General features: G+C 71.7%; 8 protein-coding genes and 1 pseudogene. 5 read left to right on the top strand and 4 right to left on the bottom strand.

The window, feature by feature from the left end:
* From ACFYP5_RS23765 to ACFYP5_RS23750, 4 genes and pseudogenes are all read right to left on the bottom strand, one after another.
* A pseudogene (locus ACFYP5_RS23765) lies at positions 1–456 on the bottom strand (hypothetical protein); the annotation flags it as partial.
* 408 nt (positions 457–864) lie between these two features.
* On the bottom strand, positions 865–1971 hold the full coding sequence (gene prfB, locus ACFYP5_RS23760) for a peptide chain release factor 2 (RefSeq protein ID WP_030922913.1): 1107 nt from the start codon (positions 1969–1971) through the stop codon (positions 865–867).
* Positions 1972–2123: 152 nt separating this feature from the next.
* On the bottom strand, positions 2124–3362 hold the full coding sequence (locus ACFYP5_RS23755) for a serine/threonine-protein kinase (RefSeq protein ID WP_389039398.1): 1239 nt from the start codon (positions 3360–3362) through the stop codon (positions 2124–2126).
* A gap of 168 nt (positions 3363–3530) precedes the next feature.
* The gene (locus tag ACFYP5_RS23750) at positions 3531–5171 is read right to left on the bottom strand and encodes a serine/threonine-protein kinase (RefSeq protein ID WP_389039395.1); all 1641 of its coding nucleotides are present in this window, start codon (positions 5169–5171) and stop codon (positions 3531–3533) included.
* Positions 5172–5683: 512 nt separating this feature from the next.
* Between ACFYP5_RS23750 and ACFYP5_RS23745 the strand changes: the two genes are divergently transcribed.
* The 5 genes from ACFYP5_RS23745 (at position 5684) to ACFYP5_RS23725 (ending at position 16349) form a co-directional block, all read left to right on the top strand.
* A complete protein-coding gene (locus ACFYP5_RS23745; RefSeq protein WP_389039391.1) occupies positions 5684–9811 on the top strand; it encodes an FHA domain-containing protein in 4128 nt (1375 codons plus the stop codon).
* Positions 9812–10081: 270 nt separating this feature from the next.
* The gene (locus tag ACFYP5_RS23740; RefSeq protein WP_389039388.1) at positions 10082–11449 is read left to right on the top strand and encodes an ABC transporter substrate-binding protein; all 1368 of its coding nucleotides are present in this window, start codon (positions 10082–10084) and stop codon (positions 11447–11449) included.
* A 4-nt stretch (positions 11450–11453) separates the two neighbouring features.
* Positions 11454–12839 carry a carbohydrate ABC transporter permease gene (locus ACFYP5_RS23735; RefSeq protein WP_389039385.1) on the top strand — a complete coding sequence of 462 codons (1386 nt, stop codon included), beginning with the start codon at positions 11454–11456 and terminating at the stop codon, positions 12837–12839.
* A gap of 97 nt (positions 12840–12936) precedes the next feature.
* Positions 12937–13860, top strand: a complete 924-nt coding sequence (locus ACFYP5_RS23730) for a carbohydrate ABC transporter permease (RefSeq protein ID WP_389039382.1) — start codon at positions 12937–12939, stop codon at positions 13858–13860.
* Positions 13861–14051: 191 nt separating this feature from the next.
* Positions 14052–16349 carry a CDP-glycerol glycerophosphotransferase family protein gene (locus ACFYP5_RS23725; RefSeq protein WP_389039379.1) on the top strand — a complete coding sequence of 766 codons (2298 nt, stop codon included), beginning with the start codon at positions 14052–14054 and terminating at the stop codon, positions 16347–16349.
* The last annotated feature ends 46 nt before the right edge of the window (positions 16350–16395 follow it).

The following is a 16395-nucleotide window of genomic DNA, read 5'->3' as shown; positions in this document are numbered from 1 at the left end:
AGCCGCGCCACCGTTGTCAGCCGCGCCACCGTTGTCAGCCGCACCGCCGTTGTCAGCCGCACCGCCGTTGTCAGCCGCACCGCCGTTGTCAGCCGCACCGCCGTTGTCGGCCGCGCCACCGTTGTCAGCCGCGCCACCGTTGTCAGCCGCACCGCCGTTGTCAGCCGCACCGCCGTTGTCAGCCGCACCGCCGTTGTCAGCCGCGCCACCGTTGTCGGCCGCACCGCCGTTGTCAGCCGCACCGCCGGTGTCGACACCGCCGGCCACATCGCCGCCCTGGACACCCAGGCCGACATCGAGACCGTCCTCATTGGCCTCGGCCGTGGCCGAGAGCCCGCCGATGTTGACACCGATGCCGACGGCCTGCGCCGCACCGGCAGCGGTCAGCGAAGCACCCGCGGCGATTACCGCACCCGCGGCTATCCGCGCGACGCGGACTCGCGTCTTCTTGGTCATCTGCTGCTACCCCCAGTAGCTGTTCTCGTCAATGGAGCAGCCATATGCGGGCTCACGGCTCTGCCAGGGGTTGCGCTCTCGGCCTGCCGGGCCACGTAGTGCCGTAGCCAAGCCGCCCTCCCCCGCCCACACCCGTCCCAGACATACGCATGCTGCAGTAGCACCCTGTCCAGAGTTAAGGACTACGTCAAGCCTGTTCCGTGCAATGTGCACCGTTTTGCGAGCAGTTGACCGCCAATCAGAATCACGACTGTGACGCACCCACCACGGTGCCTAAGCAACTCGCGGCCCCAACTCCCTTTCGGGCGACGGAATTCCGCACGCGCCACGGTGTCCGCCGGGTACCGAAAACGGCGGTGCCGGAACCCTGTGGGGCCCCGGCACCGCCGTACACGCGCGAACTGGTTGTTACTTCTCCCGCTGCTTGCGCCAGCGGATGCCCGCCTCCAGGAAGCCGTCGATCTCGCCGTTGAAGACCGCTTCCGGGTTGCCGATCTCGAACTCCGTACGCAGGTCCTTGACCATCTGGTACGGGTGGAGGACGTACGAACGCATCTGGTTGCCCCAGGAGTTGCCGCCGTCGCCCTTGAGCGCGTCCATCTTCGCCTGCTCCTCCTGACGGCGGCGCTCAAGGAGCTTCGCCTGGAGGACGTTCATCGCGGACGCCTTGTTCTGGATCTGCGAGCGCTCGTTCTGGCAGGAGACGACGATGCCGGTCGGCAGGTGGGTCAGGCGCACCGCCGAGTCGGTCGTGTTGACGCCCTGGCCTCCGGGGCCGGAGGAGCGGTACACGTCGACGCGCAGCTCGGACTCGTCGATCTCGATGTGGTCGGTCGTCTCGACCACCGGCAGCACCTCGACGCCCGCGAAGGACGTCTGGCGGCGGCCCTGGTTGTCGAAGGGTGAGATCCGGACGAGCCGGTGGGTGCCCTGCTCGACGGAGAGCGTGCCGTAGGCGTACGGCACCTGCACGGCGAAGGTGGTCGACTTGATGCCGGCCTCTTCCGCGTACGACGTCTCGTAGACCTCGGTCTTGTAGCCGTGCCGCTCGGCCCAGCGGATGTACATGCGCTGGAGTTTCTCGGCGAAGTCGGCGGCGTCGACGCCACCGGCCTCGGCCCGGATGTTGACCAGCGCCTCACGGGAGTCGTACTCGCCGGAGAGGAGGGTACGGACCTCCATCTCGTCGAGCGCCTTCCTGACGGACTCCAGCTCCGCCTCGGCCTCGGCGAGCGTGTCGGCGTCGGCCTCGTCCTGGGCGAGCTCGAAGAGAACCCCGAGATCGTCGATGCGGCCGCGCAGGGCCTCGGTCTTGCGGACCTCGGCCTGGAGGTGCGAAAGCTTGCTGGTGATCTTCTGTGCCGCGTCCGGGTCGTCCCAGAGGGACGGCGCCGCCGCCTGCTCCTCGAGCGCGGCGATGTCCGCCCTCAGCGCATCCAGGTCCAGGACGGCCTCGATCGACCCCATGGTCGAGGAGAGGGACTTCAGCTCTTCGGAAATATCGACGACTGCCACGGGTCCAGCGTAACGGCTGTCGGCGCGGACCTGCCCCGGGCTGCTTGATCACCGCCCGGAATCCTTGCGCACGGGGCCGCCGGGCCGCCCCGGCGGCCGGCCCCAAGGTGTCCGGGACCACAGCGGCCGGACCCGTTCGGTCTTCCGGATGCCTACGGCACCGCCGGTGCCGAGTTCCCCGGGTCCTGTGGTGTCGCGCCCGCGTCGTCACCGCTCAGAGCCATCCAGCCGCCGACGCCCAGTGCCGCGCACAGCACTATCGCCGCCGCGCCGAGCGTGATGCGGCGTTTGCGGATGGCGGCTGATTTGTTGCGGGCCGAGCCGGGGCGGGGCTGGCCCGGGGCGCGCGGGGCCCGGGCTGTTCCCCTGGGGCCGCCGGAGAGTTCGTCCGGGGCCGGGACGCGCATGCTCGTGTGGGTGTCGCGGTTGGAGTCGGGAGCCGCGCCGGGGACCAGCGGGACCGCGCCGCGGCGGCGCGGTTCCTCGGGGTTGGGGGTGTACTGCTGCTCGTCGTACGGCTGCGGCTCCGGTTCGGTGTCCGGCTCGTCGACGTCGAGGGGCGGGATGCCGGCCAGGTGCGGGAGCTGTTCGCGCAGGCGGGCCGCGAGCTCGGAGGCGCGCAGCCGGGAGGCCGGGGCCTTGGCCAGGCATTGGACCAGGAGCTGCCAGAGTTCCTCGGGGATGCCGGGGAGCGGGACCACCGTCTCCGTGACATGGCGGCGCAGCACCGCACCGGGGTGGCCGCCGCCGAACGGCGTGAAGCCCGCGAGCAGCTCGTACAGGACCGTCGCGAGGGCGTAGATGTCCACGGCTGCGCGCGGCGGGAGACCCTCGACGATCTCGGGGGCCAGATAGTCCGGCGTACCGATGATCTTCGTGGCCTTGGTGCGGCGCGGGGTGTCGATGAGCTTCGCGACGCCGAAGTCCGTGAGCAGGGCCGGATGCGAGCCGCCCGGGCCGAGCGGGCCCTCCATGTCGAGCAGGATGTTCTCCGGCTTGACGTCGCGGTGCACCACTCCGGCGGCATGCGCGGCGGCCAGGCCGTCGGCCACGTCCGCGATGATCGCGACCGCTGCCTCGGGGGCGAGGCGGCGCTCGCGGTCGAGACGGGTGCGCAGATCCGTGCCGCGTACCAGGTTCATGACCAGCGCCAGGTCGTTGCCGTCCACGACGAGGTCGCGGACGCCGACGATGTGCGGATGGTCGAGCTTGAGCAGGGCGGCGCGCTCCTGGACGAAGCGTCCGACCAGCTCCTGGTCGGACGCGAGGTCCTCACGGAGGAGCTTTATGGCCACGGGGCCCTCAGGACCCTCACCGAGCCACACCGTGCCGGCGCTGCCGCGCCCCAGGATCTGGTGGGCGGTGTACCGGCTGCCGATATTCCGTGCCAAGACTGCTCCCTCAGCGGCTGGCGATGGACCTCGCTCACTAACCCCCGGTCGACAAAGTTACGCGTCGATCGGGGTGCTGCGTGCCCTGCATGGCGCCAACCTTCACTTCTACGGGCGAAATTGCCCCGCAGAAGTCGACAAAGCCACGAAGTCGGGTTGCGCGCGCTCTCAGTTGGCGCCGCTGTCGCCCAGTTTGGAGAGCCAGTCGGTGGCGGCCGAGATCCCGTCACCGATCGCCTGCCAGTAGCTCTTGCCCTGGGCCACCCAGTCCTGCAGCGGCGTCAGTTCCCAGATGAGCCAGCTTGCGACGAACAGCAGCACCAGGGTGAACAGACATCCCTTGAGGCAACCGAGGCCCGGGATCTTCGTCGGGTTGGCGCTGCGCTGCCTCGGCTCGCGGGGCTGGCGCGGGGCCGGCTGCTGGGGCGGCGGCTGCTGCGGGGGCGCGTACTGCTGTCGTTGCGGCTGCTGTTGCGGGTATTGCTGCTGGTGGCGCTGAGGGTACTGCTGCTGGGGCTGCTGCCCGTACTGCTGGTGCTGCGGCCGCTGCTGCTGGGGCTGCTGGGACCGCGGCTGCTGGCGCTGGGGGCGGCGGCGCAACGGGTCCTGGCTCGGGTCGAGGTACTGGACCTGCGTCTGCTCGTTGCGGTCGCGGGCCGCCTGCAGCTGGGACTGCCACGGGTGCGGGCCCTCGGGCTGCGGCGGACCTTCCGGGCGCGTCGGCACGGGCGGCATGACCGCGGTCGGGTCGGCGTACCCGCCCTGGCCCTGCCCGTATCCCTGGCCGGGGGCGTGCTGCATCACACTGGTCGCGGCGTTCGGGTCGTACGCACCCGCGTTGCTCGGCAGCACCTGTGTCGGGTCGGCCGCACCCTGGGTCCCCGGGACGGCCGGGGGCGCCGGGTCGGGGGCGAGCAGGGCGCCCACCCCGTCGGCGGCGGCGATCTGGGCCGAGTTGGCGTGCACGCCGATGCCGGCCGCGACGGTACGCAGTCCACGGGCCAGGTTCTCGGCGCTGGGCCGCCGGTCCGGGTCCTTGCTCAGGCAGCGCTCTATGACCGTCCACAGCGGCGCCGGGACGGTGGTGGGGCGGCGGGGCTCCTCGCTGAGGTGCCGTTGCAGCACTTCGAGGGCGGTGCCGCCGGCGAACGGCGGTCGCCCGGTGACCAGCTCGTACAGCAGGATGCCCGCACCGTAGATGTCGACCGCGGACGTCTGCGGCCGGCCCTCGGCGGACTCCGGTGCCACATAGGCGGGCGTGCCGACGAACTCATGGGTCCGGGTCAGTCCCGGGGAGTCGGCGAGCCGCGCGATGCCGAAGTCGGTGAGCATCGGGTGCATCTGGCCGTCGCGCTCGGAGAGCAGGACGTTGGCCGGCTTCAGGTCGCGGTGGACGACGCCGTCGGCATGGCTGGCGGCGAGCGCGTCCGCGATCTGGGCGGTGAGGAGCGAGGCGGCGACCGGGGTGAGCGGGCCGTTCTCGCGGAGGTAGCGGTGCAGGTCGGGGCCGTCGACCAGGTCCATCACAAGGGCGAGGAGATCGCCCTCCACGACCAGGTCACGGGTGCGCACGATGTTCTCGTGGGTGAGCCGCAGCAGCACGGAACGCTCGCGCAGGAACCGCATCACGACGTCCGCGTCGTTGGCGAGCTCCTCCTTGAGGACCTTGATCGCGACCGTCTCGCCGGGCTGCCCCGCGACGGCCGCCTCGGAACCTGCGGTCTCCCGCTGGCGGGCGCGCCAGACGGTGCCCGTGGCGCCGCGTCCCAGCGGCTCCTCGAGCAGGTACTTGCTGCCTACCGGCCGCACGTCATGCGCTCCCTGCTGATCGTGGTGCTTGCGGTCCCCCGGGGGCCGCCCGGGAGTTCCGGCCCACTCTAGTGCCGCTCAGCGGCCTTCGAACGGGACACCGCTCGGTCGTTCTCCGGTCGTGAACGGCGAGTGAGCCGTCGTGTCCGGAACGTGTGATTCGTCGTGTCCGGAAGAAGACGCGCACGCCGGACGGATGGTTGCCGCGGCGTTGCCGCACAAACGTGCCCATGACCGGTCCCGGGCAGCCGGCCGGTTCTCGTGCGCGGCACCCGGGAACGCCCCAAGCAGGCACTTTTGGGACCACAGCCGTCGCTCCAAGATCAATTCCAGGTGGCCCCCGGGCGTGTTGTCAGTGGCAGGTGCGAGGATGCCTCCAGCACGGAACTGTGGGGTCGCGATCCTCGCGGTACGTGACGACCTGTACCGGACGACGCGTCCGTGCCGGGTGGGGGGAATCACAGGGCGTTTCCCCTGCCGGGCACCCCGCGCAGAAGGGACCGCTGACGGCGATGCAGATCCGGCTGACCGTCCTCGCGCCGCCCAGCGGCCAGACCCCGGCTCGCACCTGTGACGTGCTCGTCACCGCCCCTGCGGGGACGGCGCTCGCCACTGTGGCCTCCAACCTCGCAGCGGCCGTCACCGGGCCGGACGGCTCGCTCGGCGGCGGTGCGGTCGTGCTGTTCGCCGGGCGCGAGCGGCTCGACGCGCAGCGGTGCGCGCTGGGTGAGCCGCCCCTGGTCGACGGGGCGGTGCTGTCGCTCCAGGTCCCGGGCGAGGACGAGGCGGCGGACGATGCCGTACCGGCCCAGCTCCATGTGGTGGCGGGCCCCGACGCGGGCGGCGTCCATCTGCTGCACGGCGGGCAGATCCGGATCGGCCGCTCCGCCGACGCGGACGTTCCGCTCGACGACCCCGATGTGTCCCGGCTGCACTGTGCGGTCACGGTCTCCGAGGACGGCCGGGTCTCGGTCGCCGACCTGGGCTCCACGAACGGCACCTCGCTGGACGGCACGGAGGTCCACGACAGCCCAGTCCGGCTGAAGCCGGGTGCACTGCTGCGGCTCGGCGAGTCGACGCTGCGGCTGGCCTCGGGAGCGCGTACCCCGACGCTGGCCACGACGCCGGACGGCGAGGGCCATCTGCGGGTGGCACGGGCAGCGGGCGGCGCCGGCGAGGACGGGAACTTCCCGGAGGATGCGGAGTCGGAGAAGTCGAGGCCGGGGTCGGGCGGGTACGGCTCCGGTCATGCGTACAGCGCGGGTGTCTCGCCCGGCTTCGGGTCCGGCGAGGGCGTCGCCCATCCGTACGGGAGGGGTACGCCGGCCGAGGCCGGTGACCGGGGCGGGCATGGTCCGGCCGGCCGGGTCACGGACGACGAGGCACCCCGGCGCGGCGGGATAGGAGCCTGGGCCCGCAGGCTGGCGGGCAACAAGGCCGAGCCGGTGCACGAGGCCGCGCCCGATGAGGCGCGCCCGGTGGGCCGACCGGCCCCGTCCTCCGTCGCGGCTTCGCGCCCGTCGTCCGGCTCGCCGGTCGGGGACACCTGGCCCGATCCGGCGGCCGTTCTGCTGACCGCCATAGGACCGGGCCTCCGGCTGTGGGAGCGAGACGCCGAGCATCCGGAGGCTCTGGTGGTCCGGCTCGGCACCACCGACCGGGCCGAGCTGCCCGCGGTACCGGTGACCGTGGGACTGCGGGAGGCCGGTTCGCTCGGGCTCGCAGGACCGCGGGAGCGGCTGACCGGGCTGGCCCGCTCGGTGGTCGCCCAGCTCGCCGCGCTGCACTCCCCGGCCGACCTGGAGATCGTGCTCATCAGTACCGACCGCGCCCGCGACGCGGACGAGCGCAGGCGTCGATGGGCGTGGCTCGGCTGGCTCCCCCATCTGCGGCCGATGCACGGCCAGGACTGCCGGCTGCTGCTCGCCTACGACCGGGAGCAGGCCACCGCCCGTACGACGGAGCTGGTGCGCCGGCTGGACGACGGGCCGCTCGGCACCGGCTGGGCCAGCGTCGACCGGAGCATGGTCACCGAGGCCGCCCGGCGGTACGTGGGGCCGCACACCGTGGTGATCGTCGACGGCGACCCCGGTTCCGCGGTTCTGCGCGAGACCACGGCCCGGCTGGCCGCCGCGGGTGCGGCCGCCGGGATCCATCTGATCTGTCTGGCCGAGACCCCGGCCGCGTCACCCACCTCGCCGGTCCCGGCGACGTACGAGGCGGCCTGCCATGCGTCGATCGCGTTCCGCGAGTGCGGGGCGGTGGCGATGCTGAGCGGCGATGTGGCGACGGCACTGCGGCTGCTGCGCACGGCGGGCGGGCAGGCCGCCGGCCATGGCACGGTGGCGGCGGTGGACGCGGTGTCGGCGGCCTGGGCGGAGCGGTTCGGGCGCGCGCTGGCCCCGTTGCGTACGGACGGTTCGGCGACGGGACCGGGCCGCCGGACGGCTGTGTCCCTCCCGCCGTCCGCCCGCCTGCTGGACGAGCTGGGCCTGGCCAGGGCCACCCCGGCCTCACTGATGGCCCGCTGGGCGTCGACGTCGGACGACCAGCCCGGGGCGACGGTGCACGGGCTCGGCAGTATGAACATGCCGGCCGTCGACACCCACGGTTCCGGCCGCGCGCAGCACCCCGACAGCCCGGGTCCCCGTGTGGGCGCGCAGCGCACGGCCGACGGCGGGCCAGGCGCGCCGTTGCCGCCCGCACGCCCGGCCGGTGCGGGTGCGATCGGCGCCCTGGGGACGGACGACGTGTACGGACCCGGGTCGGGGCGCACGCCGTACCCGGGCGGCGAGTCGTCGCAGTCGGGGCGCACCCCGTACCCGGGCACCTCCGGCTCCGGCGGCACCCCGTACCCCGGCGCGAGCAACGACACCCATGCGGGCACACCACGGCATACATCGGTGCGCGGCGACGGTAGCCTGTCGGGCACCGGATCGGGACGCACCCTGTACCCGGACCCGGACACCCCAGGCCGCACGCCGTACCCAGGAGCGGATGCCTCCGGTTCGGGCCGTACCCCGTACCCCCGCATCGAAGCGACGGACTCCGGACGTACCCCGTACCCCGGCACGGACAACCGCGACTCGGGCCGCACCCTGTACCCCCGCGCCGACGCGTCGGATTCCGGACGCACCCCGTACCCAGGCACGGACACCCCCGGCTCGGGTCGCACCCCGTACCCAGGCACGGACAGCCACGGCTCCGCCCGAACGCCGTACCCCGGGACGGACACCCCGGGCTCAGGCCGCACGCCGTACCCGCGGTCGGATTCCTCCGGTTACGGGCGGCCCCCGTACCAGGCCGGCGACCCGTCCGCCTCGAGCCGCACCCCGTACCCCCGCACCGACGCGGACTCCGGGCGCACCCCGTACCCCGCCGCCCCCCGGATCGGCGCGCAGCGTCACGACCGTGCGGTCGGCGACTCCTCCCGTACTCGGACCGGTCCTGGTGCCGAGCCCGCCGAGCGTGCCGCAAGCCGGGTGAGCGGACCCCGTGGCGGCGATGCGCCGCAGGTCGCCGCTCGGGTGACCGAGGGCGCGAGCTCGGTCGGGGCCGCTGCAGCTTGCACCGCCCCAGCCCCCGACGCCACGGCCGTCGCAGTCGCCGCCCGGCCCGTCGTCGTTCTCGGCGCCGGGCCCCGGGGTGCGCTCAGCGTCGATCTTGTGGACGAAGGGCCCCATCTCCTCATCGAGGGCCCAGCCGGCAGTGGACGCACCGAGTTGCTGCGCGCCGTCGCCGCCTCGCTCGCCGCCGCGGCGCGGCCCGACCGGCTCGGACTGCTGCTCGTCGACGGCGCCGGTGGCGAGCGCGGCGAGAGTCTGCGGCCCTGCGCCGAACTCCCGCACGCGTTCATGAACTTGACGGCGTCCGATCCGCTTAGGATGCGTGAGTTCGCCCAGGCCCTGGGCGGCGAACTGAAGCGGCGGGCCGAGCTGCTCGGGCGGCTCGACTTCGACGACTGGCACGTCCGGCACGAGGTGGCGCAGCGGATGGTCGGCCAGCGGGCACCGAGCGCCGCCGAGCAACGCGGCGATCTGGACCCGGCGACGAGCGGCACGCTCCGGTTGCGGCCGGCCGCCGCGCGGTCCGTGGATCCCGGCCCGTCTCCGCTGCCCCGGCTCGTCGTCCTGGTCGACGACTTCGACGCGCTGGTCGCACCGGCCCTCGGCAGCCCGGGCCGGCCCGCCGCCGGTTCGGTCGTCCGGGCGCTGGAGGCCGTTGCGAGGGACGGCGGCCGACTCGGCGTGCATCTGGTCGCGACGTCAGCCCGCGCCGACCGCACCGAGGACACGGAGCTGGCCCGTGGGGCGCGGCTGCGCGTGGTGCTCGACGCACCCGTCGTGCCGCCCTCGCCGGAGGACCCGCTGCCCGGCCGGGGGAGGCTGGGGCATCCGGACGGGCGCGTGACGCCGTTCCAGGGGGGCCGGGTGACGGGCCGCATTCCGCGTACCGCGACCCTGCGGCCCACCGTCGTCCCGCTGGAGTGGGAGCGGATGGGCGATCCGCCCACCCGGCGCCCGGTCCGCGAGCTGGGCAACGGACCGACGGACCTGGCGCTGCTGGCCAGTGCGCTGGAGCGGGCGGCCCGTTCGGTCAACGCCGAACGAATAGCTCCCCTCGTGGCCCACCACTCCTGAGGCACCCTCACCCCGTCCGGGGCATCCTCGCCGCGGGCGCGATTGCAATTGTTCAGCTATTTCGTCATTTCGTCCTCGATCGCCGGACGGGCTGGGACATGGAACCCGCCCGGCGATCGAAGAGGACTGACCTCACGTCACGAGCCCATCACGATCAACGAGTTGACACCGAGAGCGGTATTGCGGCGCCCGTGCACCCGGCGTAGGACTGTGCGCAAAGGAGCAGACACCCACACGTACAGGCAGGCGCACAGGAGAGACGGGGCACGGATGCGCACAACGCTTCGGATTCGCAGGGCCGCCATGGTGTTCACAGCCATCGGCGCACTGGCCCTCACCGGTTGCGGTGACGACGGTGGCAGCGGAAAGGGAAAGACGGGCGGAGGTTCCAACAGCTCCGAGGAGACGCCTTCGGGCGTCTCACTGCCCAAGCTGGACGGCGAGAAGATCTCGGTCGCGGCGGTCTGGACCGGCCCCGAGCAGGCCAACTTCGTCAAGGTTCTCAAGGAGTTCGAGAAGCGCACGGGCGCCACGGTCACCTTCGTCCCTGCGCAGGACCCGATCGTCAACTTCCTCGGCACGAAGATCGCGGGCGGTCAGCCGCCGGACGTCGCGATGATCCCGCAGGTCGGCGCGATCAAGCAGGCCGCGGAGAAGAAGTGGGCCAAGCCGGTTGGCGCCGACGCCAAGGCCCAGCTGGACAAGAACTACTCGAAGGTCTGGCAGGACCTCGGCGCGGTGGACGGCACCCAGTACGGCGTCTACTTCAAGGCCGCCAACAAGTCCCTGATCTGGTACAACACCAAGGCATTCGAGAACGCGGGGGCGAGCGAGCCGAAGACCTGGAAGGACTTCATGGCGACGGCCGAGACGGTCTCCGCCTCGGGTGTCACGCCGGTCTCGGTCGGCGGGGCGGACGGCTGGACCCTCACCGACTGGTTCGAGAACATCTACCTCTCCCAGGCGGGCCCGGAGAAGTACGACCAGCTGGCCCAGCACAAGATCAAGTGGACTGACCCGTCCGTCAAGGACGCGCTCACGACGCTCGCCGGGCTCTTCGGCAAGCCGTCGCTGATCGCGGGCGGCGCGGACGGCGCGCTGCAGACGGAGTTCCCGGCCTCGGTCACCCAGACGTTCACCGGCGGTGACCAGCCCAAGGGCGCCATGGTCTTCGAGGGCGACTTCGTGGGTATCAACATCGCTCAGACCAAGGCGAAGATCGGTACGGACGCCAAGGTGTTCCCGTTCCCGGCGGTCGGCGCCGAGTCCCCCGTGGTGACGGGCGGCGACGCAGCGGTGGCCCTGAAGGACAGCAAGGGTGCCCAGGCCCTGCTGACCTGGCTGGCCTCGACGGACGCGGCGAAGATCTGGGCCGAGCAGGGCGGGTTCATCTCGCCGAACAAGGCCCTGGACACCGCCGCGTATCCGAACGAGGTGCAGCGCACCATGGCGAAGGCGCTGATCGCCGCCGGTGACGCCGTCCGGTTCGACATGTCCGACCAGGCCCCGCAGTCGTTCGGCGGGACGCCCGGGAAGGGCGAGTGGAAGACCCTCCAGGACTTCCTGAAGAACCCGAAGGACATCGCGGGGACCCAGGCGAAACTGGAGTCCGACGCGGCCAAGGCGTACAAGAGCTGACGGGATGACGACAGCGACAGCGGGGGGCGCCGACGAGGTGCCCCCCGCCGACAAGCGCCCCCCTGAGCGCTCCGAGCGCACTGCGCAGCCGCGCCCCGGCAGAAGCGTGACCGGCACCCGCACGATGGTCGCGACGGCTTTCCTGCTGCCCGCGCTGGTGCTGCTCGGCGCGCTTGTGCTCTATCCGATCGGCTACTCCGTCTACCGGTCGTTCTTCGACCAGTCGGGCACGGGCTTCGCCGGTGTCGACAACTACAAGGCGCTGTTCACGGACGACACCATCCGAACGGCGGTCAAGAACAACGCGATCTGGGTCGTCTTCGCACCGACGATCTCCACCGCGCTCGGGCTGATCTTCGCGGTGCTGACCGAGCGGATCCGCTGGGGTACGGCGTTCAAGCTGATCGTCTTCATGCCGATGGCGATCTCGATGCTGGCTGCGGGCATCATCTTCCGGCTGGTGTACGACCAGGCCCCGGAGCGCGGGGTCGCCAACGCCGTATGGGTGGGTGTGCACGACACGTTCGCCGAGTCGGCCGGCTACCCGAAGGCGCACCCGCTGCCCGTCCACCCGCTCAAGGCGGGCGGTGGCGGATCGTTCGTGACGAAGGTGCCGGTACGGGCCGGCGAACCGGTCCGGTTGCCGCTGGTCGGGGTGGCGCCCGCGAAGATGCCGACCGACGCGAAGCCGGCGAAGGCGGCCACCGCGCAGTCCGGGAAGGTCGCCGGCACCGCGTGGCTGGACTTCACCAAGGGCGGCGGCGGCAAACCCAATGTCATCGACACCAAGGAGCTCGGTCTCAAGGGGCTCGAGGTCGAGGCGGTCAGGAACGGCAAGGTGGTCGCCTCGGCGAAGGCCGCCGCGGACGGTACGTTCGCCCTGCCCGCCTCGGCCGACGGAGCCCTGCTCCGGCTCCCCGCGTCGAACTTCAAGGAGCCGTACAACGGGGTCGACTGGCTCGGCCCGACCCTGGTGACGCCCGGGATCATCGGCAGTTACGTCTGGATGTGGGCGGGCTTCGCGATGGTGCTGATCGCGGCCGGACTCGCGGGTCTGCCGCGTGAACTCCTCGAGGCGGCCCGGGTGGACGGTGCCAACGAGTGGCAGGTGTTCCGCCGGATCACCGTGCCGATGCTCGCGCCCGTGCTCGCGGTCGTGCTGGTCACGCTGATGATCAACGTCCTGAAGATCTTCGACCTGGTCTTCATCATCGCCCCGGGTTCCTCCCAGGACGACGCGAACGTCCTGGCCCTCCAGCTGTACCGGTCCTCGTTCGGCACGGATGCGGACCTCGGGATCGGCAGCGCCATCGCCGTACTCCTGCTGCTGCTGGTGATCCCGGTGATGATCTTCAATATCCGCCGGATGCGGAGGGAGGGGCGCCGATGACGACCCCGTCGACCACGGTCACCTCCGACCGGGGGGCCGAGGGTCGCCCCCCGGAGAAGCACGGCGATGTCCGCCGGATACGGAAGGAGGGGCACCGATGACAACCCCGTCGACGACGGCCGCGGCCACCCGCACGGCTTCGGTCCTGGGCAGCGGCGCGGAGCAGGCGAAGCAGTCCCTCGGTTCACGGATCGCGGCCCGCGCCGGCGGCGGCGTGATGCGGGTCTTCCTCATCCTGGTGGGCCTGTTCTGGCTGATGCCGACCATCGGACTGCTGCTCTCCTCGCTGCGCAGCGGCGAGGAGATCGCGGCGACCGGCTGGTGGAAGGTCTTCACCGCCCCGTCCCAGCTCACCTTCGACAACTACTCCCGGCTGCTGGACAATTCGACCATCACCCACTCCCTCCTGAGCACGGTGATGATCACCGTCCCGGCGACGGTCCTGGTCGTGGTGATCGGCTCGCTCGCCGGGTACGCCTTCGCCTGGATGGACTTCCCGGGCCGCGACTGGTGGTTCCTGCTGGTCGTCGGGTTGCTGGTGGTCCCGGTGCAGGTCGCCCTCATCCCGGTCTCCAAGCTCTTCGGCGAGATCGGGATCTTCGAGACCACCTTCGGTGTAATCCTCTTCCACACGGCGTTCGGCCTGCCCTTCGCGATCTTCCTGCTGAGGAACTTCTTCGCGGAGATCCCGCGCGAACTCCTGGAGGCGGCCCGACTCGACGGGGCGGGCGAGATCCGGCTCTTCACCCGGGTCGTGATGCCGCTGGGCGGTCCGGCGATCGCCTCGCTCGGGATCTTCCAGTTCCTCTGGGTGTGGAACGACATGCTGGTCGCGCTGATCTTCGCGGACTCCGACTCGCCGCCGATCACTGTGGCGTTGCAGCAGCAGGTGCGGCAGTTCGGCAACAACATCGATGTACTGGCGCCCGGCGCCTTCGTGTCGATGGTGATTCCACTTGCCGTGTTCTTCGCCTTCCAGCGCCAGTTCGTCTCCGGCGTGATGGCGGGCGCGGTCAAGTAGCGGCCTCGCACAGAAATCCGTCAACTGTACGTCGACCTGATGTGCGTCAACATGGGGCGTGTCCCGTTACTCCCAACGGGCACGCCCCACCTGGCACTTCGCGCGAATGCCACGTTTCGGCGTAACCATCACGCCCCATCGGCCGTTTGCGGACCACCCGCCCGCACCAGCGAACGACCGATGGATGTGTTGTGCCCAGGTTCAGTGTCATCGTGCCCGCGTACCGGGTTCAGGCGTATCTGCACGAGAGCCTGGACTCGGTGCTGAGCCAGTCGTACGCGGACTTCGAGATCATCGCGGTCGATGACTGCTCCCCCGATTCCTGCGGCGCGATCATCGACGGGTTCGCCGACCGCGACAGCCGGGTGCGAGCCCTGCACCTGCCGGAGAACGTGGGCCTCGGCCTCGCCCGCAACGCCGGGATCGCGCAGGCCACCGGCGACTACCTGATCTTCCTGGACAGCGACGACACCCTCGCCCCCGGCGCCCTGTGGACCATCGCCGACCGGATCGCGCGGACCGGGGAGCCGGACGTCCTGGTCTACGACTACGCCCGTACCTACTGGACGGGCGAGAGCGTGCGCAACGCCTTCGCCGGGCATCTCGCCGAGACCGGCGCCGCCACCTTCGCCCTCGCCGACCGGCCCGGTCTGCTGAAAGTCCTCATGGTCGTCTGGAACAAGGCGTACCGCCGCGAGTTCGTCGAGGCCGAGGGGTTCACCTTCCCGCCCGGCTACTACGAGGACACCCCCTGGACCTATCCGGTGCTGATGGCCGCCGGTTCGATCGCCGTCCTCGACGAGGTGTGCGTCCACTACCGGCAGCGGCGCCAGGGCAACATCCTGTCCACCACCAGCCGCAAGCACTTCGACATCTTCGACCAGTACGACCGGGTCTTCGCGTTCATCGACGCCCGCCCCCGGCTCGCCGGCTGGCGGCCGGTGATCTACCGCCGGATGCTCGACCACTTCTCGACGCTGTTCACCACCCGCGGCAGGCTGCCGCGCGGCAGCCGCGGCGAGTTCTTCCGCCGCGCCCGTGCCCACTGCGGCCGCTACCGCGTCCCCGGCGCCCCTGCCCCGGGCCGCACCCGGCTGCGCCACGGACTGATCCGGCTGGGCGCGCACCGCACCTACCGCGCCCTGTGGACCGCGCGGATGGTGCGGGGGCGGCTGCGCCGGATCGCCGGGGCCGCGCGCCGGGTGGTGCGGGCCGGCGCGCTCCAGGCGTACTACCGCGCTCAGCTCCGGCTGCCCGTGCGCGCGGACCGGGCGGTGTTCGCCGCGTACTGGCACCGCGGCTACGCCTGCAACCCGGCGGCGATCGAGGAGAAGGCCCGCGAACTGGTGCCCGGGCTCCAGACGTCATGGATCTGCCGCGCCGAGGACGAGCACACCGTCCCCACCGGAATCCGTCGGCTCACCCCGGGAACGTACCGCTACTGGCAGGCGCTGGCCCGCTCCAAGTACCTGGTGAACAACGTCAACTTCGACCGGCGGCTGGTCAAGCGGCGCGGCCAGGTGCTGCTCCAGACCCATCACGGCACCCCGTTGAAGACGATGGGCCTGGACCTTCAGGACCGGCCCGCGGCGGCCGGCGCGATGGACTTCGAGCAGGTGCTCGCCAACGTCGACAAGTGGGACTTCTCGCTCTCCGCGAACCGGCACTCCACCCTCGTGTGGGAGAAGGCCTACCCGTCGGGATCCGCCGGCTTGGAGACGCTGGAGTACGGCAGTCCGCGCAACGACCTCTTCCGGCGGGCCACCGTCGCCGATGTGGCCCGGCTTCGCCGGTCGATCGGCATCCCCGAGGGTGCCACCGCCCTGCTGTACGCCCCCACCCACCGCGACTACCGGCGCACCCAGCATCTCGGCCTCGACCTGGAGCGGGTGGTCCGGGCGCTCGGCCCCGACTTCGTGGTCCTGACCCGCGCGCACTACTCGTACGAGGCCCCGCTGGTCCGCGGCACGCACCCGCGGATCATCGACGTCAGCGACCATCCCTCGGTCGAGGCGGTCGCGCTCGCCTCCGACGCACTGGTCACCGACTACTCGTCGCTGATGTTCGACTACGCCAGTCTGGACCGGCCTGTCGTCATCCACAACGGTGACCGGGAGGCGTACGAGGCAGCCCGCGGCACCTACTTCGATCTGCGCTCCTGTCCACCGGGGGCGATCGCCCACAGCGAGGACGAGCTGCTGGACATCTTCGCCACAGGCCACTGGCGCGGCTCCCGCTCCGCGCAGCTGCGGGCGGCGTTCCGGGCGCGGTTCTGCCCGTACGACGACGGACACGCGGCGGAGCGGGTGGTACGCCGGGTGTTCCTGGGCGACACGACCGTGCAGGTGCCGGCGATGTCCGCGGCCTCCCTCGCGGAGCGGCAGCCGGGGCCCGCGCCGGTCCCGGCGTCCGTCCCCGTACCGGCCCTCCTGAGCGGGCCCTCGCCGGGACGCAGTCCGTCAACCGGACCCGACCGCCCGGCCACCTGACCCAGCGGTCTTCCGACTTCCTGTTGTCCCCCGTCTCCCCCGCTGT

Source organism: Streptomyces sp. NPDC005262 (assembly GCF_042872425.1).
Taxonomy (GTDB): domain Bacteria; phylum Actinomycetota; class Actinomycetes; order Streptomycetales; family Streptomycetaceae; genus Streptomyces.
Note: the sequence above shows the minus strand (reverse complement) of the source record. Positions and strands in the feature narration are given on the sequence as shown.